Source organism: Bradyrhizobium sp. 187 (assembly GCF_023101005.1).
GTDB lineage: Bacteria > Pseudomonadota > Alphaproteobacteria > Rhizobiales > Xanthobacteraceae > Bradyrhizobium > Bradyrhizobium canariense_D.
On sequence record NZ_CP064694.1, the window covers coordinates 200,547 to 219,934 of the forward strand.

The following is a 19,388-nucleotide window of genomic DNA, read 5'->3' on the forward strand; positions in this document are numbered from 1 at the left end:
TACAAACTTGCGCGAGCCGGGACAGGTATCATACGGGTGCGCCCGACAAAATCGTCTGAACAACATCGCGAAAGATTTTGCACGCTAATGCACTATCTTAAGCTTACCTCGAAGAATCGAAAGATAATGGCAAGCACTGCTTGTTTGGACCTTCGCTCCTCGTTTAAGGGACCTTCACGGAAGGGGAGTGGTTGCGATGGAGCATGGGCAGGCCGAACTGGTCGGAGGGAAACCTGTAATCTTCGGCCAGCGTAAGGTGCGGCCGCGAGCGTGCGTGGCCGTGGGCAAGCGGCATCTGCGCGCCTTTCTACGCGACGTGCTAGAGGATGTGGGGTTTGTGATCAGCGAATGCGGGACTGCTGACGAGCTGCCGCGCGTACTCTGCACGGACTTCCCCGATCTGATCCTGCTCGGCATTGGCTCGGATCGCATCGAGCCTGGACGATTGCTCGAGATACTCGTACGCGAAGAATTTGCAGGCAGAGTGCTGGCGTTCGGCGCCCGCGAGTCGATCGTCATGACGGCAGTGCAGCAGGTCGGGGGCGAATATGGACTTGATATGCTGCCGCCGCTGAGGACGCCGTTTGCAGCCGAGACGCTGCGCGATCGGGTCGCCATGCTCTTGCCCAGAGAGCCGGCGGCCCGTCCCGCAGTCCATGTCGGAGAAGCCTTACACGCTGGCTGGCTCGAGCTCTGGTATGAGCCGAACTTTGACCCGTGTGCCCTAAGCCGCCGCGGCGCCGAGGCGCTTGTGCGAATGCGGCATCCGACCTGGGGCGGTGTTCCACCAGCCTATTTTATCCCGGAGGCTCACGATCCGCATTTTAGGGAGTTGTCGCAGTTCGTGATCGACCGCGCAATCAAGGATTGGCAGTATCTTCTGGAGCAGCAAACTTCGGTCGATCTCTCCATCAATCTACCGGCAGCATTCCTGATTGACCCGCACGCGGTACGCGATCTCTGTCAGCGCATGCCGGCGCACCCCGCTTTCGGCGGCTTGACGATTGAAATCGAGAGCGAGGAAGCGATCCAGAACCTAGATCTCCTGATCGAGGTCGCGCGTGAGGTTCGCTTTCACAACATTGGCCTTGCGATCGACAATGTCGGCGCCAATTGGCCGGAGCTGATGGGGGTCGAAAAATTCCCGTTCATGAAACTAAAAGTGGACCGGCAGTACGTCGCCGGTTGCGGAAATGGGCCACTGAAGCGAACGGTGTGCCGCCATATCGTCGATCTCGCCAAAGAGTACAGTGTGCGCACCGTCGCCGCAGGCGTGGAGAGCCACGCCGACCTGATCGCTGTGACCGAACTCGGGTTCGACCTTGCGCAGGGCCATCTGTTCGGAAAGGCCATGCCGCTGAAGCAATTTGCACAGTCATCTTTCAGCCCTGTTCCACTTCGTCCAAAATAGTTGCATGAGGAGTGTCTGAGCACAGCCAGGCAAAGCGTACCAGCGCTCGCCCCCGCCGCCAGGCCTACTCGGCACCAGGCATTCGGCTGACTGCGTGCAAAGCCAGTATCGCGTCCCCGGCGGAACTTCATTGCCCTCCGAAGCGACGCCGAAGGTCATTGTAGCACAAAGCCGTTTTGGCAAGCCTCCAGCGAGTCAATCCGCGGAGTTAACGTTGCAGCCGTGAGCGCGGCTTGGACAAAGCCTCCAGTCAGGGCTGGTGACCGGAGGTTTGCCGAGATCGGGCGCAGACGTGCGTCGGCACGGGGCTTTTAGTCGCGCCGCCGGTTTCGGAATCGTCGAGCGTCGCTTGGGCCCGCGCTGCCATGCCAGACAAACCGACGGAAGCTCGCAGCGGCCGAGTCGCGACTGGCTATCGGAGTAGGGCCCGAGGGCTCGTATGGCTTGAAATTGAAGTGGCCCGTTGCTGTCGCAGATGCAACATGGTCTCAGGCCCGGGACAGCACAATTGGGCAAATTGCCCATCATTGAGCGCGCCTGTCCTTGGCACGGCATTTGAAAGGGATCGCCAATGGCATCGCTACTAAGGAGTCGAAGGCATGACTTACAAGATCGTCGCTTCGCAATGCACCGTTTGTGGGGCATGTGAGTTCGAGTGTCCCAACGCGGCGATCAGCCTCAAGCGCGACATTTACGTTATCGATGCAAAAAAGTGTACGGAGTGCGAGGGCCATTCCGACACGCCGCGATGCGCGGTGGTCTGTCCGGTGCCTGACACCTGTGTCCCGTCTAAGACAACATAAGCAGCCCGCGTCCAGAAGGCTTCACCGCTCGATTCGCGAACGAAGTAGTAGATGTCGAGCTTGAGGAGGCCGCCGTCCGCGTGGGGCGCATCGAGGTCGATCAACATCGTCATGAGCTTGAGGCGCTGATGACTCCGAGAAACCCTCGAATGGCTCTAGAGGACACCGTCAAATTGTCTCGAATAAGGACAAGGCCGCCTCGATGCTCCAGGTCGCCGCGTTCAGACTTATTGTCGCTGGCTGACGAGGCGAGGCGAGGTGGACGGGTGTCGAATATCCCAAGATTGGCTCGCAGGATATCTAAAGCCACGTCACTTCGAAGCCGAAGAGACGGTCTGCACGCGCGAGAGATCGGTCCGGAGATCCTGAAGACGTACGAGAAGCTCGGCAGCCGGTTGCCCACGCTCACCATGCACAGGTGCATGGAGCGTAGGGTCATAACAGGATCCCCGCCGCCCGCTCTCCCGCCGCATACTCCAGTTTCGCAAGTCAGCGTGCATCCTGACATCCGGAACTGTTCCTGCGATGTCGCGCAGGCCAAGGTCCAGGCTGCACTACTCGCCAGCGGTGACGGAAACAACGAAGGCGCGCGCCAAAGTTGCTCAGGACGTAAGTGCTTAGCGCACCGAGGAGATCATCTTGAGCAACGCTACGGAGCGATCGAGCTCGCGGCTCGTCCCTGGGTCTGTCGAACACAGGCAGTCCGACCTGATCATCCGTTCGATCCTGGAGCAATCCGGCCTTGGCAATTCCTAAGGAGCCTCATGGCGCTGTGATCAAGCGGATGCCGCCCGAGGACGATCGCAACTTCCTCACGGGCGAGTTCGAGAAGGTGCTGACGGAAAAGACCAGGTTTGTCGCGATCACGCAGATGTCGGACCGCCCAGCGCGTTCGTTCTGCTCGCGTTAGCTCATCCGACTACGCCAAGAGGGTGTTGAGCGGACGCATTCACAAGCGGAGACTCCAAAGATCCACGCGTTTTTACCAGGCCGGGAGTAAGACCGTTGTGCCCTACCTGGTGCAGCTCGCAATCTTTTGGTCAATATCGCGGCAACACTTAGTAGGTTGACGGATCGATCCTGGTGCGCCTAATGCCAGCCGTCGTGGTCTTCGGATTTCGTTTGATCCGGAGCTAAGAGGGAAGCCGGTGCAATGCCGGCGCTGCCCCCGCGTAAGCGGCGAGCCGCTGTCCAACGAAGTCACTGAAGCCATGCGGCTTCGGGAAGGCCGGACAGCAGCGACGACCCGCGAGCCAGGAGACTTGCCTCGACAATATATCGTCCACGGGGGGTGTCCCGGTGTGCGCAAGCAGCTGTCGCTCACGCGATATTCGCTGCATGCGTCCGCCATGACCTTTGCCCCAATCATGGGGTCTGAGCTATGTCTTTTCTTTCGCTTCCCGTTGCCACACTGGGGATGTCACGCATCGGCCCACGACGCGAACTCAAATTCGCGCTCGAGAGCTACTGGGCGGGAAACTCCAGCGAAGCCGAGCTCCTCGAGGCGGGGAGTGGACTTCGTGTCGCTAATTGGGCACAGCAGAAATGCCGCGGCGCGACCGTCATTCCGTCGAATGACTTCTCGTTTTACGACCATGTGCTCGATACCAGCGTAATGGTCGGCGCCATTCCCGACGTCTACGGCTGGACCGAAGGTCCTGTGTCGCTCAAGGCCTACTTCACCATGGCGCGTGGCGCTCAGGACGGTGGTCACGCTCAGCATGGGCCTGGCGTAGCCGCACAGGAAATGACGAAGTGGTTTGATACCAACTACCACTACGCGGTGCCGGAATTTCACCGGGATCAGATCGTTAAGTATTCCTCTCGAAAGCCCATCGAGGAATATGAGGAGGCAAAAAGCCTCGGCTACCAAACGCGCCCCGTCCTAGTTGGCCCAGTCACTTTCCTGAAGCTCGGCAAAAGCGTTAATCCCGAATTCAATCCACTGTCGCTGCCTCGATCGGCTCCTCCCAGTCTATGTCGATGTTCAACGCGAACTAGCCTCGCGCGGTGCTGAATGGGTTCAGCTCGACGAGCCATGCCTGGTGACGGACGTCGACGAAGCATCTCGGGCGGCTGTCCGCCGGGCCTATGCTCATTTCGCAAAGGTTGTGCCGGCCCTTAAAATCATGCTGGCCACATATTTCGGAGCTATCGGCGACAATCTTGAAACAACCTTGGCCTTGCCCGTTGCCGGGCTTCATGTCGATCTGGTTCGGGCACCCGACCAGTTGGACGCAATTGTCGCCAAAGCGGCGCTCACGGTGCCGTTGGACAATAGAAACCCCATGCCAGTTGCACCTGACATGCAAGCTGCTGATTTAGTCAGAAAACGAGTCCGGGCTACCGAACAACGTCGGATGTCTTGGTTTGATGAATACATACACTGTCACAGATGCGACAAGCGGCAGTCCCGGCTAGACATCATCGCACAGAAAGTTTTGTGATGAGATCTAATTGCCAGCTTGCCGGCCACACGTGGGACGGCGGTAAAAAGATCTACGCTGGTCTACGGCGAGACACTGAGCCGAGGCGCCCGGCGGTGCGCATCGCTCACGATTTTGCCTCGCCCTGCCGACTCAAGGCTCTCCGAGCTCATATCCGGGCCGGCTCTTTGCGCCGCCGCCGAAATCCCGCTCGTTTGTAACAGACGAGCGCCGAAGCCTGAACATGGCTTATCTGGGTTCGCTGGCATGGCAATTGCCGATCTCAAATCTGTACGCAGAGTTTGACGGTACGACCGTCCGATTTACTGGGATACTCCATTCGACACCAGCTTAAGTGCCGGCCTGACATATCTGGCCGCGTGTGGGTTGGGATAAGATAACCATTTCGACCCACTCACGGCCGAGTGGCAGCTTTTGAAATCCTGCGCGCTGATCGCAAAAATCGCTGAACTTCTGCAGAGCAATGGTCAGTTCGTGCTCTTGCGTTGAAAGACTTCGGTACAAGAGGACATGTTGGTAGGAGAGCCTTACATCATGTCCGCAGATGGCGAGGTCGTGAGATCTCATCGGCATCTTACCGAGGGAAGGACGTGATTGAACAGTTGTCCATGGCTGGTTCAAGTGAGATATGGTGTCCGTGATGGCTTCGATTGACGATCGATTGAATGAGATCAGATACGTGCGGAATGACATTTGGCGCTGTCGAAGAAGGCTTAAAAGCGAGCTAAGTGATCTCGAGCGTAAGGTTCTCGAAGATCGCCTGCTTGAGCGGCAATCTGCCTTTGAACGGCTCCTAGCGACCACGTTTCCTTTTACATTGACACTGTCAAGCAAAATTGGCGACCTTTGCGGCGGGTCATTGGCGCGCAAAATGGCGTCGGCTCATAGAACGCATGCGCCTGCGTCAGAAACGTAGGCTCCGTCGCCGCAGGCCGCAGCGCTCGTCATGGTCGCCGCCGAGCTGAAATGCAGCCTTGGTTCACCGATGTGCTGGCCCCGCGGCGCACCCTGAGCGCCGATAATGAAACCGTTCGGGCCGCCCATCCAGGTCCACAGGTGGAGGGGGACACCGATTGCGCCGTTTCTGCGAAACCGCGGTCACCATGAGTAGCTTTCATCCGACAGAGCGATCGAAGAAGCTTGAATCGGCCGTAGCGTCAGATTGTACAGAGCAGGGGAACAATACTCCAGACTAGGTGTAGCCGAATGAGAAGAGCCGTTATCGCTTTTGCATTATGTTCCGCTCTCGATCTGCTCGGGCTAAGCGCGAGCGCGGTTGCGGACACAAGGCGGTACGCGTGCACGATCACTGCCGCCGATAGAGAGCCGGTCGGAGTTCGGAACGAGCGGGTCATTCTCACGGTTCAATATGGCTGCCGGATCGCGGATGGTCTCTCGAGTGACGCGGGGATTACAGCAGTGTCGGTCAGCGAGTGGGCTGCTGATAAAGGAACGTACCTAGCGTCCCTGGAATTTCACCGCGCGCTGGAGGGAGTTGCAATTGGGCAACTCTCCGAGGCGACTGGCTTCTCTAGCATGGAAGGCGAGCAAGGCATTGCAGTCGCAACTTCCGGCACGACAGTATTCAAGTTCGCATCTGGCTCATTGGCAGCCCTTTCAGGGAAGACCCTTAGATTCACCACCAAACTTACTGGCCTACGTAGCTTCGAATTGGAGTTCACAGATTGGCCAGAATCTCTTTTTTGGAAGTGACTGGTGTCTTACGCTTTATTTCCGCAAGCGCAGAAATATCCAAAGGAGTGAATAAGGCGACGGACATTCTGCAGCAGATCGCACTGGAGAGGCTCCGCGCGGAGCTCAATAGGATGTTGCCGCTGGTGCAGCGGGTGATGCGTCAAGAGCCCGGGCGCGCATCTTCCACGGCGGCGCTCATGTGGAAGAAAAGGTTCTCAGCGTGTTCGAGCCGTCGACCGAGATCATCCGTAAGGACAAGCCGGCAAGCCCAATGAGTTCGGCAAAATGAGCAAGCTGCAAGATTGTCGACCAAGTCTATTTCCGGCGGCCCAATGGCGATCTGTTGATCCCGGCCACCGCAACCCACCACGGGGCGTGCCGCGGCTGGTGGCGACTGACGCGGGATTCTACTCTGCCAGGAACGAGGCCGCTGCGAGAGAATTGGGGGGTATGCATCCCCAATCGACCGAGCAAAAGGCGCGGAGCGCAAGCGCGAACAGAAGAAGCGCTGGTTCCGCGATGGCCAAAAATGGCGCACGCCATGGACGCATCAGCGTGGTTAAGCGGCGAAACGGCCTCAATCGATGCTGATAGAAGGATGACGCCGGAATGCAGCGCTAGGTCACCCTCGGTGTGATCTCAACCTCGGCAACATCGGCCGGACGATGAGCAGCCGAGCCGCTCCGTAGACGTCGCACCCATCATGCTCGCTTCAGACCCCGCCGTCCACCCGGCGGGGGTTGTTTTCGTTTATGCCGTTGGCCAAACAAGCATCAATTTCGCGCCGGGAAGTAGATAAAAGTGGGCTATCCACGGGCCCTCAGCCCGCGCTGATGCCTTGCGCTCATCATCAGACGGGCCTCGTTGTCCCTGCACTCGGTGCTGCGTGCCGGCGTCGGCTCACCGCGTCACGCTCCCGCAAGCAGCGATAGAAAAAAGTCGACGCGCGCCCGATCGAAGCGCCGAATTGCGTCGCGGCGTGTCTTACCGAGATGCTGAAGCGAGCTGCAACTGGACTGCCGAATGACACGGACGGGGCCATTGTAGAACGCCGACCTCTTTACCCCGAATGAGCAAAGGCCACGAGCTTACGCCTTTAAGGCTATCGCGGCTTGAGAATCGATCAGCCCCAATGCTTTCCACGAGATCGCGTGCCGCCACATTAGAGCGCGTCTCCACGAGATCAAGTGTAATGACGAGCGAAGCGAAAGATCGCGTGTAAGTGAAACAAAGCGTTCTGCTAACAACTGAGTTCTCTTAGTCATCCGGAAGAGGTGCTGCAGCGCTCATCATCACTTGCTCAGTATCGATCGCAAACACCATCGGCGCATCTACGTGCGCTGGACTCTCTCGAACCGATCGTGTTTGCGGTCGCTCGATGGGTGCGCCAAGCAAAGCTGCGCACCGGAGTGACGTCGGCGCGCGTGAAGACTCTAGCTATCTCGCTGGCGGAGAGCGCAAGTGATTGTTTTGTTTCAGACAGGGCGTTAGCGGGTACGGCTGTCGGTGCCACGCAGGGTCAGGTTTATAACAATCCGCATCCTACCAGCTATCTAGCTCTACAGACGTGGGTTTTTGTATTCAGCCAGCGCTGGCACACTCGTTGCAAACCCCTGCGCAACAGGCGGCTGTTAGCCCTTTGCATCGACATGCAGAGGGGCAGGCGGGCCCCTGATGGCACGCGAGCGAGTAAAGAAGCCGATATGACCAATCGCTGGAGGGCAGGCATGACATCACCGAGACGCGTCTTGGTCAGCGTTTCCGTCGACAAACCAACAGCGTCACACATGGCGCTCGCGAGCGCTTAGCCGAGATGAGCTGCAACATCCTGATCGACCGCTGCGGCATGATCCAGAAGCCCGCGAAGTTGCGTTCGGTAGGACTGGCCAGGGAGATTGCACGCTTTACACCTCAACGCCGGATCGGAAATCCGTCGGAAAAGCGCCGCATCTTCATTTGAGACGACAATCGAAAGGAAATTTGTATGAGCCGAGCAACTACCGAAAGCGTCGCAGAGATCAAGGCGCGCAACAAGCAGCTAATCGATGAGGTGTTGAAGGTCTACCCAGAGAAGACCGCCAAAAGGCGCGCCAAGCATCTGAGTGTTCACGAGGCGGGGAAGTCGGATTGTGGCGTCAAGTCGAATATCAAGTCCATTCCGGGCGTAATGACCATCCGCGGCTGCGCCTACGCGGGCTCCAAGGGCGTCGTCTGGGGGCCGATCAAGGACATGATCCACATTAGCCACGGTCCGGTCGGCTGTGGTCAGTACTCATGGGGCTCGCGGCGCAACTACTACGTCGGCACGACTGGCATCGACACGTTCGTGACACTGCAGTTCACTTCCGATTTCCAGGAAAAGGATATCGTGTTCGGCGGCGATAAAAAGGTCACCAAACTCATCGACGAGCTGCAGGAGCTGTTTCCTCTCAACAGCGGCATCACCATTCAGTCCGAATGTCCGATTGGCTTGATCGGTGACGATATCGAGGCAGTCTCCAGAGAAAAGTCAAAGGAATATGGCGGCAAGACCATCGTGCCTGTGCGGTGCGAGGGTTTTCGTGGCGTGTCACAATCGCTCGGCCACCACATCGCGAACGACGCCGTTCGAGATTGGATCTTCGACAAGAGCGCCCCAGAAGCCAGCTCTAAATTTGAGCCGACCCCGTATGACGTTGCCATCATCGGCGACTACAACATCGGCGGCGACGCCTGGTCGTCACGGATCCTGCTCGAAGAAATGGGCCTGCGCGTCATCGCCCAGTGGTCCGGGGATGGATCTCTCGCTGAATTGGAGGCGACGCCGAAAGCGAAGCTCAACATATTGCATTGCTATCGCTCGATGAACTACATCTCACGGCACATGGAGGAAAAATTCGGGATTCCCTGGTGCGAGTACAACTTCTTCGGGCCTTCCAAAATCGCGGAGTCGCTGCGCAAAATTGCAAGCTTCTTCGATGATAAGATCAAGGAGGGCGCCGAGCGCGTCATTGCGAAATATCAGCCGCTGGTCGATGCGGTCACGGCGAAATACCGGCCGCGGCTCGATGGCAAGACCGTAATGCTGTTCGTCGGCGGCCTACGTCCTCGCCACGTCATCGGCGCCTATGAGGACCTCGGGATGGATGTTGTCGGCACAGGCTATGAGTTCGGTCACAACGACGACTATCAGCGCACCGCCCAACACTACGTCAAGGACGGCACGCTGATCTACGACGATGTCACCGGCTACGAATTCGAGCGCTTCGTAGAAAAGATCCGGCCCGACCTCGTTGGCTCCGGTATCAAGGAAAAATACGTCTTCCAAAAAATGGGCGTGCCGTTCCGCCAAATGCATTCCTGGGACTACTCGGGTCCTTACCACGGCTACGACGGCTTCGCGATCTTCGCCCGAGACATGGACATGGCAATCAACTCCCCGATCTGGGGGAAGACCACCGCACCTTGGAAGGACGCTCCGCGGCCGAGCCTCATGGCGGCGGAATAGGAAAGCCGACGCCTGGGCCCTTTCTTCCACAGAGGAGGGGAAGGGCAGGAGAACGAACACAAGAACCTGAAGAGTGCCATGATGACACAGAACGCCGAACACATCCTCGACCACTCTGAGCTTTTCCGGGGAGACGAATACCAGCGGATGCTGGCCAATAAGAAGGCGCTATTTGAGAATCCGCATGATCCCGCCGAAGTCGACCGTATCAGAGAATGGTCCAAGACGCCCGAATATCGCGAGAAGAACTTCGCCCGCGAGGCGCTAACCGTTAATCCGGCGAAGGCTTGCCAGCCGCTAGGTGCGGTGTTCGCCGCGCTTGGGTTCGAGCGCACACTGCCGTTCGTCCACGGCTCCCAGGGTTGCGTCGCGTATTATCGCAGCCATTTGTCGCGGCACTTCAAGGAGCCGACCTCGTGCGTCTCCTCGTCCATGACGGAAGACGCGGCTGTGTTCGGGGGGCTCAACAACCTGACCGACGGGCTTGCCAACAGCTACAACATGTACAAGCCGAAGATGATCGCGGTCGCCACGACCTGCATGGCGGAAGTCATTGGCGACGACCTCAACGCCTTCATCAAAACATCAAAGGAAAAAGGTTCAGTCCCCGCGGACTACGACGTACCATTCGCTCACACTCCTGCATTCGTCGGTAGCCACATTACGGGCTACGACAACACGCTCAAGGGTATCCTCGAGCATTTCTGGGATGGCAAAGCCGGCACGGCGCCTAAACTCCAGCGCAAAGCGAACAACTGGATCAACTTCATCGGTGGCTTCGACGGCTACACTGTCGGAAACATCCGTGAGATAAAGCGCATCTTCGAGCTGATGGGGATCGGCTACACGATCCTCGCGGATAATAGTGATGTGTTCGATACCCCCACCGACGGCGAGTTCCGCATGTATGATGGCGGCACCACACTGGAGGATGCCGCGAACGCAGTCCATGCGAAGGCAACCATTTCCATGCAGCAATATTGTACGGAGAAGACGTTGCCCTTCATCAAGGGGCACGACCAGGAGGTCGTCGCCTTCAATCACCCGCTGGGTGTCAGCGCTACGGACGATTTCCTGATGACGCTGTCGCGTATCACCAACAAAGCAATTCCAAATGCGCTGGAGCGGGAGCGCGGGCGTCTGGTAGACGCAATGGCTGACTCTAGCGCGCACGTTCACGGCAAGAAGTTCGCGATCTACGGCGATCCCGACCTCTGCTATGGCCTGGCCGCATTCTTGCTGGAGCTTGGCGCTGAGCCAAGGCACGTGCTCTCGACCAACGGGAGTAAGGCCTGGGAGCAGAAGATGCAGGCGTTGTTCGCGAGCTCGCCGTTCGGTAAAAACTGCCGCGCCTTCCCGGGCAAGGATCTCTGGCACATGCGTTCGCTCCTGTTCACAGAACCAGTCGATTTCCTGATCGGTAGCACCTACGGCAAGTATCTCGAGCGTGACACTGGAACGCCGCTAATCCGCATCGGGTTTCCCATCTTCGATCGCCATCATCACCATCGTTATCCAGTGTGGGGCTATCAGGGTAGCATGAATGTGCTGGTCAAGATTCTCGACAAGATCTTTGATGAGATCGATAGAAAAACCAGCTCGGTCGGTAAGACAGACTACAGCTTCGACATCATACGCTAAGGCGAGCGCCCCGCCTCATCGTCCGCAGGAACAGCGGCGCTGTGGCGGGGATCACAGGTTATCCGCCGGCCCATCCTCTTGGTCTGTGCGGATGTCTTGACATCCCCGAAAGAGACACCATGACTTCGCTTCCCACGACCATACAGGACGTCTTCGAACCGGGCTGCGCCAGGAACGCGAGCAAGTCGAACGTCGAGCGCAAGAATGGATGCACCAAGCAGCTGAAGCCGGGCGGCGTCGCCGGTGGGTGTGCCTTCGATGGCGCCAAAGTCGCACTGCAGCCCTTCACCGACGTCGCCCATCTTGTGCATGGCCCAATCGCCTGTGAGGGCAATTCTTGGGACAATCGCGGTTCCGCCTCCTCCGGCTCCGATCTGTGGCGCAGAAGCTTCACCACGGACATGAGCGAGACCGACATCGTGTTCGGCGGCGAGAAGCGGCTGTACAGGGCAGTCAAGGAGATCACAGAGAAATACGACCCGCAGGCCATCTTCGTCTACCAGACATGCGTGCCCGCAATGATTGGTGACGACATCGACGCGGTCTGCAAGGCAGCCTCCGCCAAACTTGGCAAACCGGTCATTCCCATCAATGCCCCGGGATTTGTGGGGTCGAAGAACCTTGGCAACAAGCTCGCAGGCGAAGCACTACTGGAGCACGTCATCGGTACCGGAGAGCCCGATTACACCACTGCGTATGACATCAACATCATCGGCGAATACAACCTCTCCGGCGAGCTCTGGCAGGTCAAGCCGCTGCTCGATGAGCTCGGAATCCGGATCCTGTCGTGCATCTCGGGCGACGGCAAGTATCGCGAGGTGGCTTATTCGCACCGAGCCAAAGCCGCGATGATGGTCTGCTCAAAGGCAATGATCAGCGTCGCACGCAAGATGAGGCAGCGTTACGGCATCCCGTTTTTTGAAGGCTCGTTCTATGGTATTGAGGATTCCAGCGATTCACTACGCCAGATCGCGCGCATGCTGATCGAACGCGGCGCGCCGGCTGAGCTGATGGAACGCACAGAAGCCCTGATCGCACGCGAAGAGACCAAAGCCTGGGCTGCGATTGAACGTTTCAAGCCACGCTTTGCCGCCAAGAGGGTTGTTCTCATCACCGGTGGCGTGAAATCCTGGTCGATGGTGGCCGCTTTGCAAGAGGCCGGGCTCGAGATCGTCGGCACGTCCGTGAAGAAATCGACCAAGAAGGACAAGGAACGTATCAAGGAATTAATGGGCCAGCACGCCCACATGATCGACGACATGTCGCCTCGCGAGATCTACAAGATGCTAAAGGACGCAAAAGCCGACATCATGCTCTCCGGCGGCAAGTCGCAATTCGTCGCACTAAAGGCGGCGATGCCGTGGCTCGATATCAACCAGGAGCGCTGCCACGCCTATATGGGCTATATCGGGATTGTCAAGCTCATGGAGGAGATCGAGAAAGCGCTCTACAATCCGATATGGGATCAGCTCCGCCAAGCCGCCCCATGGGATGAGTTCGACCGAAAGCGTCAGGCAAGGCCGGTTGCGCAGATATATGCGCAAGCCGCTGATCCAGTTCGAGACGCGAGCAAGAACGGCGTCGATACGATAAGTCTCTCCAGTGAAAGTGAGGCCAGCGGTGGCGAGAGCGCGATTGCGGCGCATGGCCCGAACCTCGCCAAGCCCGCCAAGCCGTGCACCAATTCCACCGCACGGTGCGTTGCTTGTAAGGACATTCGTTCCGATCAGCAGCCGCCGGCGCTGCAGGCGGCGGAGTAGGGGAACGACATGGCGATCGTTACTACCTCGAAGAAAGCCTGTTCGGTCAATCCGCTCAAAATGAGCCAGCCGATCGGCGGCTCATTTGCCTTCCTGGGCCTGCGCGGCGCGATGCCGCTTTTGCACGGCCCGCAAGGTTGCACCTCCTTCGGGCTAACGCTGTTCGTGCGCCATTTCAATGAAGCCGTGCCGATGCAGACGACCGCCATGAGCGAGGTTGCCACCGTGCTCGGTGGCCACGAGAATCTCGAACAGGCGATCCTCAACATCTACAATCGCGTCGAGCCCGAGATCATTGGTATCAATTCAACTGGCGTCACCGAGACCAACGGCGATGATGTCGAAGCATTCATCCGGTTGATCCGACAGAAGCATCCGAAGCTCGAAAAGCTCCCCCTTGTCTACGTCTCGACCCCGGATTTCAAGGATGCCTTTCAGGATGGCTGGAGCAAGACAGTGGCGCGGATGATCGAGATGCTTGTGGCTCCCGTCGACACAGCGAAACCGCGCGATATCTCCCGCGTCAACGTGCTATCTGGATGCCACCTCACGCCCGGCGATCTCGACGAGCTTCGCACGATTTTTGAGGATTTTGGCCTCAAGCCCTCGTTCCTGCCGGACGTCGCCGGTTCGCTGGACGGTCACATCCCCGACGAATTCACGCCCACCACGAACGGGGGCATTGGAGTGGACGAGATTGCGACCATGGGGCAGGTGGCCTGGACGATCGCGATCGGTGCGCAAATGCGCCGTGCGGCCGAGGCCATGCAGGTGCGGACAGGCACGCCGTTCCGCCTGTTCGAGCGGCTCTGTGGCCTTATCCCAAATGACGAATTCATCGCCTTCCTGAGCCAGATCAGCGGCCGGTCGGTGCCCTGGAAATATCGCCGGCAGCGTGGACAGCTGGCAGACGCCATGCTGGATGCACATTTCCATATCGGCGGCCGCAAGCTCGCGATCGGCGCCGAGCCGGACTTGTTATTCGATCTCTCCAGCTTGCTCCACGAGATGGGCGCACAGGTAAGTGCTGCGGTAACGACGACGAACTCACCGGTGCTCCAGCGGGTCAGGACCGAGGACGTCCTGATCGGCGATCTGGAGGACCTTGAAGAGCTTGCCAGGTCGCGTGACTGCGACCTCTTGATGTCGCATTCACATGGTCGCCAGGCCGCTTCGCGACTCAATGTCCCGTTCTTCCGGGTAGGCTTTCCTATGTTCGATCGCGTTGGGGCTGCGCACCTTACGATCGTTGGCTATCGCGGCACGCGCGATTTGATCTTTGACATCGCCAATCTGATCATCACTGACCGCGAAGCCAACCATGGGCCGACGCCCGACACCTGGCGATCAACCTGCGGCGGCCCGCAGGTCCAGCCCCAGTTGCATTGAGCAGGGAAAGAAAACAACCCGGATGAAAGTTGCATTCGCCACTCAGGATTTGAAGCACGTCGATGCCCACTTCGGCTGGGCCAAGAACATTGCGATCTACGAGGTCGGCCCGGACGGGCATCGGTTTATTGAGGCGATCCAGTTTGACGGTGACCTCACCGAAGACGGCAATGAGGATAAGCTCGCGCCGAAGGTCGAGGCGATCAGGGAGTGCGCAATCCTCTATGTTGCGGCGATTGGCGGCTCGGGTGCTGCGCGAGTCGTCGCCAGGAACATCCATCCGATGAAGGTGCTGCAGCCAGAGCCCATCCACGACCTTTGCGTCAAACTCGAAACCGTGCTGAAGGGGTCGCCGCCGCCCTGGCTGCGGAAGCTGCTCACCAAAAGCCGGGAACGTCCGGTGGATTTCGAAGCCTGAAGGAACAAAGATGGCCGATCCGTCTGAAGTCGCTCCACCCGCGGCCGCGGCGGAAGGGCCATTTCTGAAAGAGCTCATCAAGATCTGGCGCGCCCAGGACACCCACGGCGCCTGGGACGGCAAAAAGGATCTCGAGCTGCTCGAACCCTACGTTCTCGACAAGCGCAAGCGCCGTGCGCTGCCGATCGTCGGCAATCCCGACCCGGACACGACATGGCGGCTGGAGCTGTTCTTCGACGCCGTTGCGCTCTCGATCGAGACGGCCACCGGTGTGATGATCTCGCCAATGCTGAAGATGCATCACGAAGGGTTCGGTCGGATCGTGCTGATCGGCGGCCGGCTCGTTGTCGTGAGCAAGCAGCTGCGCGACGTGCATCGCTTTGGTTTCGACCATCTCTCTGATCTCGCCAATCAAGGCGACAAATTCGTCAACAGTGGCGTTGAGATGATCCGTAAGTTCCCGGAACTGGCGAGTTGTTGAGGCAAGTGTGAGCGATATCGAAACTCTGAAAGCGGAAATAAAGAAGCTGTCGGCCAAGGCGACCCAGGCCAAGATGGACCTCCACGACCTCTCCGAGGAGCTGCCGGTCAACTGGTCGTCGATCATGAGCGTGGCCCAGAAAGCCCACGCTGCCTTCAGCGAGCTCGAAAGCAAGCGCCAATATCTGGAGGCGCTGGACAAAAGAAACATAGCGGACGGTTAGCCATGTCATTCAGGACCCGCGACGGTCGCAATTGGAGGCCGGACTACCTGGTTTCTATCGATCCCAACAAGTGTATCGGCTGCGGCCGCTGCTACAAGATCTGCGGCCGTGAGGTCATGACGCTGAAGGGGCTAAGCGAGGGTGGCGAGATCATCGATCTCGACGAGGACGACGATGAGCTCGAAAAGAAGGTCATGGTGCTGAACGACGAAGGCGCTTGCATCGGCTGCAGCGCCTGCGCCCGGGTGTGCCCAACAAACTGTCAGACCCACACACCACCTGGTTGATTCAGCTTTCTCCGACGAGATCGACGAGTGAGTTGTCAGATACAAGCTGGTAGGGAACTCCCAGATCCGACCTGTTATGGCGTGAAGCCGGCAGTTGCCGAATCGGGCCGCGACCTCGCATGGACCGCCGGCGGCGAAGGCCAGCAGGATCGTGAAAACGACAATGCCGACACCGTCGTTGAAAGAGTGACTCGCCCTGCATCTCGACCTCGAGACTTCAGGTGTCTTTACCTTTTTGAGCGTACCCATGACCGCCAGCGGATCGGTCAGGCTGATGAGGCCGCCAAACACCAGCGCCAAGACAGCGGCAGCGACTAACCAAGGCGACCAGCGGGCTGCCAGAATAGAAAGCCAAGGATAAACGTCGACGTGATCGTGGCGAAGGTGGCAAGCTCGATTGGGGGTACGGCGCGGCTTACCAACGTTGCGAGATCGACGTGGAGCGCTCCCCCGAAGAGCAAGAATGCTAACAGTCCCGTTCATGACGACGGACCTGAAGTCGATCTGGAGCATGTCTTTCGAGCAGATGCGTGGCGACGAAGGCAGAGATCCCGCGTTTGCCTGACGCTTCTGGCTCAATTGCAAGGTTCGCGAATGGTGATGACGAAACAGTGGATCAGCATACCTAAGCCCCGTGCAAAAAAAAGCGGGCCTCGTGCCCCAACCCCTCATTGGGAACGCGTGTGCGCGGATTTCATTATGGCCTGCCTGCAACAGCAGTCCACTTGCGAAAGGCCGCATATATTCCAGCAACTGGAATCGTCATTCAGGAGAACTGATAAAGAAGGTGTCGCCAGTCTGACGTCTGACGACTATCCGACACTGTTTTGTCGCCTTTGTTGGTCCGCGACACTGGCCTAGTTCGCGAGCTTTTGTCTGGCCTCAGGCTAATCCGCTGAAAAGCAATCACGATCTTTCCTTCTGCTGGGTCGGCCAAATTGGCACGAGTTTTGAAGCTCCTTCGTTGCGAGCCGGGAGCCGCCGACCGACCTTCATTTCGTGGATGACACTGCGATCGATGGAACGAAGAAAGAAGAGCAAAATGTCAAATCCGCATCAGGCAGCATTCTATGGGAAGGGGGCCTCGGCGAAATCGCCCCGATGTTCTCAGCAGTTTGCCCGAGCGCCTGGCGCGTGCCGGTCGGATCAGCCAGCCAACAGGTAAGGAAGATGGACGTGCAAGAAACCACGGCAGCATGCCGGGACGCCTTCGCCGAACTGGCGTCGCCAGCGCGCACCCACGACCCGTATCCGTTTATGCGATGGTTGCGCGAGCACGATCCGGTGCATCGCGCGGCGTCGGGCCTCTTTCTATTGAGCCGCCACGCCGATATTTACTGGGCGCTCAAGGCTACGGGCGATGCCTTTCGGGCACCGGCGCCGGGCGAACTGGCGCGCTATTTTCCGCGTGCGGCGACCAGCCGGTCACTCAATCTGCTGGCGTCTACAATAGCGATGAAGGACCCACCGGCGCATACGCGTCTGCGCCGGCTGATCTCGCGCGATTTCACCATGCGCCAGATCGAGAACCTGCGGCCGAGCATCGCGCGCATCGTCGCAGCGCGCCTGGACCGCATGGCGCCCGCGCTGGAGCGCGGGGAGCCGGTGGACCTGCATCGGGAGTTCGCGCTGGCCTTGCCCATGCTGGTCTTGGCCGAACTGTTCGGCATGCCCCAGGAAGACATGTTCGGGCTCGCCGCCGTCATCGACCCCATTCTGAAAGGCCTGGGCCCGCACGCCAGCGACCCCCAGCTCGCCGCCGCGGACGCGGCCAGCGCCAGGGTGCAGGCCTACTTCGGGGGCCTCATACAGCGTAAGCGCACCGATCCCCGCCACGACATCGTGTCGATGCTGGTCGGCGCACACGACGACGATGCCGACACGCTGTCGGATGCGGAGTTGATCAGCATGCTTTGGGGCATGCTGCTGGGCGGCTTCTCAACCACTGCTGCGACCATCGACCATGCGGTGTTGGCGATGCTGGCGTATCCCGAACAGCGGCACTGGCTTCAGGGAGGCGCCGTGGGGGTGCAGGCATTCGTCGAAGAAGTCCTGCGCCGCGATTCGCCCGTCATGTTCAGCACCACTATGCGTATCGCCCAGCGCGACATCGAATTGGGCGGCGTGGTGATCCCGAAGAACGCGGACGTGCGCGTGCTGATCGCGGCCGGCAATCGCGACCCGGACGCCTTCGCTGATCCCGACCGCTTTGATCCCGCGCGGTTCTACGGCACCAGTCCCGGCATGTCGACGGACGGAAAGATCATGCTGAGCTTCGGCCACGGCATCCGCTTCTGCGTCGGTGCGCAACTGGCCAGGGTGCAGTTGGCCGAGAGCCTGCCGCGCATCCAGGCGCGCTTCCCCACGCTGGCATTGGCCGAGCCGCCGACCCGGGAGCCCTCCGAGTTCCTTAGGACGTTCCGCGCGCTGCCGGTGCGGCTGCGTGGGCAACGGGAGCTGAGATGCGCGTTGTGGTCGACCAGGATCTATGCGCAACCTCCGGCCAGTGCGTGCTGACGCTGCCGGGCGCCTTTCGCCAGCGCGAACCGGACGGCGTGGCCGAAGTGTGCGTGGCGACGGTCCCGCAGGCGCTGCACGCCGCCGTGCGGCTCGCGGCCAGCCAATGCCCAGTCGCCGCCATTCGGGTCATCGAAAGCGACGCTGGCGATCACGAGCGCGCCAGCGCCGACCCTGCGCCTTCTCCGGGGGAGGCCGAGCGGCATGCCTCGAAAGAACAACGCAATCCAGGAGGACACGATGGCGCGGTTTAAAGGCAAGGTTGCCGTGGTGACTGGCGCTGGCATCGGCAAGGCAGCGCCCTCGCCATCGCCCGCCTGGGCGGCAGAGTGGTGGCGGCCCAGATTGATGGCTCCGCGGGCATCGCCTGCACTACGCAGATCGCTGCCGAAGCGGGCCACGCGGCTGGCCGTGGCCATGGACATCGCGGACGCGCAGTCGGTGGCAGCGCTGCTCGAGACGGCGGAGCGGCACTTCGCTGGGGTTGACCTGCTGGTGAACAACGCGAGCGACATGCATCTGACCCCGCGCCACTGCGCGATCCTCGACCTGGACCTGGCGGTCTCGGATCAGAGCATGGCGACCAATCTGCGCGACACGCTGCTCTGCTGCCTGCAGGCCATATCGCTCGCGGCGGTGGCGCTATCGTCAACATGTGGTCGTGCCAGGGGCTCAGCGCTGACCCCGCGCAGACGTCCTACGCCGCCTCGAAGGCGGCGATGAAAATGCTCTGGGCCTCGCTCGCCACCCATTACGGTGATGCGCTGATCCGCTGCAACGCGATTACGCCGGGTCTCGTCATGACCGAGCGTCTCCTCGCCAAGCTGGA

Annotated in this window: 13 protein-coding genes, 4 pseudogenes and 1 riboswitch; of the genes and pseudogenes, 16 read left to right on the forward strand and 1 reads right to left on the reverse strand. The window is 59.4% G+C overall.

Going from position 1 to position 19,388, the window contains the following annotated elements; genetic code table 11:
• Nucleotides 1-196: 196 nt before the first annotated feature.
• The 13 genes and pseudogenes from IVB19_RS38060 (at nucleotide 197) to fdxB (ending at nucleotide 16,042) form a co-directional block, all read left to right on the forward strand.
• Nucleotides 197-1,411, forward strand: a complete 1,215-nt coding sequence (locus IVB19_RS38060; RefSeq protein ID WP_247822233.1) for an EAL domain-containing response regulator — start codon at nucleotides 197-199, stop codon at nucleotides 1,409-1,411.
• 599 nt (nucleotides 1,412-2,010) lie between these two features.
• On the forward strand, nucleotides 2,011-2,214 hold the full coding sequence (locus IVB19_RS38065; RefSeq protein ID WP_247822234.1) for a 4Fe-4S binding protein: 204 nt from the start codon (nucleotides 2,011-2,013) through the stop codon (nucleotides 2,212-2,214).
• A gap of 742 nt (nucleotides 2,215-2,956) precedes the next feature.
• Nucleotides 2,957-3,124, forward strand: coding sequence for a hypothetical protein (locus IVB19_RS38070; RefSeq protein ID WP_247822235.1), 168 nt, complete (start codon nucleotides 2,957-2,959; stop codon nucleotides 3,122-3,124).
• Between the two features lie 178 nt (nucleotides 3,125-3,302).
• Nucleotides 3,303-3,498: riboswitch (cobalamin riboswitch) on the forward strand.
• A 97-nt stretch (nucleotides 3,499-3,595) separates the two neighbouring features.
• Nucleotides 3,596-4,466: pseudogene (locus IVB19_RS38075) on the forward strand (5-methyltetrahydropteroyltriglutamate--homocysteine S-methyltransferase); the annotation flags it as partial.
• A 1,859-nt stretch (nucleotides 4,467-6,325) separates the two neighbouring features.
• A pseudogene (locus IVB19_RS38080) lies at nucleotides 6,326-6,944 on the forward strand (ISNCY-like element ISBva1 family transposase); the annotation flags it as partial.
• 1,396 nt (nucleotides 6,945-8,340) lie between these two features.
• Nucleotides 8,341-9,843: a nitrogenase molybdenum-iron protein alpha chain gene (gene nifD, locus IVB19_RS38085; protein ID WP_247822236.1), complete on the forward strand. Its 1,503-nt coding sequence runs from the start codon at nucleotides 8,341-8,343 to the stop codon at nucleotides 9,841-9,843.
• 81 nt (nucleotides 9,844-9,924) lie between these two features.
• On the forward strand, nucleotides 9,925-11,484 hold the full coding sequence (nifK, locus tag IVB19_RS38090; RefSeq protein WP_247822287.1) for a nitrogenase molybdenum-iron protein subunit beta: 1,560 nt from the start codon (nucleotides 9,925-9,927) through the stop codon (nucleotides 11,482-11,484).
• A 119-nt stretch (nucleotides 11,485-11,603) separates the two neighbouring features.
• Nucleotides 11,604-13,244: a nitrogenase iron-molybdenum cofactor biosynthesis protein NifE gene (gene nifE, locus IVB19_RS38095; protein WP_247822237.1), complete on the forward strand. Its 1,641-nt coding sequence runs from the start codon at nucleotides 11,604-11,606 to the stop codon at nucleotides 13,242-13,244.
• Nucleotides 13,245-13,253: 9 nt separating this feature from the next.
• Entirely contained in the window at nucleotides 13,254-14,633 is a 1,380-nt protein-coding gene (gene nifN, locus IVB19_RS38100) for a nitrogenase iron-molybdenum cofactor biosynthesis protein NifN (RefSeq protein ID WP_247822238.1), read from the forward strand.
• A 22-nt stretch (nucleotides 14,634-14,655) separates the two neighbouring features.
• Nucleotides 14,656-15,051 (forward strand): nitrogen fixation protein NifX, encoded by a 396-nt coding sequence (nifX, locus tag IVB19_RS38105; protein WP_247822239.1) that lies wholly within the window; start codon nucleotides 14,656-14,658, stop codon nucleotides 15,049-15,051.
• 10 nt (nucleotides 15,052-15,061) lie between these two features.
• Nucleotides 15,062-15,532 carry a NifX-associated nitrogen fixation protein gene (locus tag IVB19_RS38110; protein ID WP_247822240.1) on the forward strand — a complete coding sequence of 157 codons (471 nt, stop codon included), beginning with the start codon at nucleotides 15,062-15,064 and terminating at the stop codon, nucleotides 15,530-15,532.
• 7 nt (nucleotides 15,533-15,539) lie between these two features.
• On the forward strand, nucleotides 15,540-15,755 hold the full coding sequence (locus IVB19_RS38115; RefSeq protein WP_247822241.1) for a CCE_0567 family metalloprotein: 216 nt from the start codon (nucleotides 15,540-15,542) through the stop codon (nucleotides 15,753-15,755).
• Nucleotides 15,756-15,757: 2 nt separating this feature from the next.
• Complete coding sequence (fdxB, locus tag IVB19_RS38120; protein WP_247822242.1) at nucleotides 15,758-16,042, forward strand: ferredoxin III, nif-specific; 285 nt, start codon at nucleotides 15,758-15,760, stop codon at nucleotides 16,040-16,042.
• 138 nt (nucleotides 16,043-16,180) lie between these two features.
• On the opposite strand, the pseudogene IVB19_RS40920 reads toward fdxB, so the two are convergent.
• Nucleotides 16,181-16,783 (reverse strand): annotated as a pseudogene (locus IVB19_RS40920) (cation:proton antiporter domain-containing protein); the annotation flags it as partial.
• Between the two features lie 429 nt (nucleotides 16,784-17,212).
• On the opposite strand from IVB19_RS40920, the gene IVB19_RS38130 reads away from it, so the two are divergent.
• The 3 genes and pseudogenes from IVB19_RS38130 to IVB19_RS38140 form a co-directional block, all read left to right on the forward strand.
• On the forward strand, nucleotides 17,213-18,559 hold the full coding sequence (locus IVB19_RS38130; protein ID WP_247822288.1) for a cytochrome P450: 1,347 nt from the start codon (nucleotides 17,213-17,215) through the stop codon (nucleotides 18,557-18,559).
• Nucleotides 18,505-18,813 carry a ferredoxin gene (locus IVB19_RS38135; RefSeq protein WP_247822243.1) on the forward strand — a complete coding sequence of 103 codons (309 nt, stop codon included), beginning with the start codon at nucleotides 18,505-18,507 and terminating at the stop codon, nucleotides 18,811-18,813. Before IVB19_RS38130 ends, IVB19_RS38135 begins: the two co-directional genes overlap by 55 nt.
• A pseudogene (locus IVB19_RS38140) lies at nucleotides 18,800-19,368 on the forward strand (SDR family NAD(P)-dependent oxidoreductase); the annotation flags it as partial. The gene IVB19_RS38135 and the pseudogene IVB19_RS38140, both read left to right, overlap by 14 nt.
• Between the last annotated feature and the right edge of the window lie 20 nt (nucleotides 19,369-19,388).

Bases quoted from the DNA above. Each gene is read 5' to 3' on its own strand.
- IVB19_RS38060 (WP_247822233.1), top strand. From the start codon at position 197: ATGGAGCATGGGCAGGCCGAACTGGTCGGAGGGAAACCTGTAATCTTC.
- IVB19_RS38065 (WP_247822234.1), top strand. From the start codon at position 2,011: ATGACTTACAAGATCGTCGCTTCGCAATGCACCGTTTGTGGGGCATGT.
- nifD (WP_247822236.1), top strand. From the start codon at position 8,341: ATGAGCCGAGCAACTACCGAAAGCGTCGCAGAGATCAAGGCGCGCAAC.
- nifK (WP_247822287.1), top strand. From the start codon at position 9,925: ATGACACAGAACGCCGAACACATCCTCGACCACTCTGAGCTTTTCCGG.
- nifE (WP_247822237.1), top strand. From the start codon at position 11,604: ATGACTTCGCTTCCCACGACCATACAGGACGTCTTCGAACCGGGCTGC.
- nifN (WP_247822238.1), top strand. From the start codon at position 13,254: ATGGCGATCGTTACTACCTCGAAGAAAGCCTGTTCGGTCAATCCGCTC.
- nifX (WP_247822239.1), top strand. From the start codon at position 14,656: ATGAAAGTTGCATTCGCCACTCAGGATTTGAAGCACGTCGATGCCCAC.
- IVB19_RS38110 (WP_247822240.1), top strand. From the start codon at position 15,062: ATGGCCGATCCGTCTGAAGTCGCTCCACCCGCGGCCGCGGCGGAAGGG.
- fdxB (WP_247822242.1), top strand. From the start codon at position 15,758: ATGTCATTCAGGACCCGCGACGGTCGCAATTGGAGGCCGGACTACCTG.
- IVB19_RS38130 (WP_247822288.1), top strand. From the start codon at position 17,213: ATGGACGTGCAAGAAACCACGGCAGCATGCCGGGACGCCTTCGCCGAA.
- IVB19_RS38135 (WP_247822243.1), top strand. From the start codon at position 18,505: ATGCGCGTTGTGGTCGACCAGGATCTATGCGCAACCTCCGGCCAGTGC.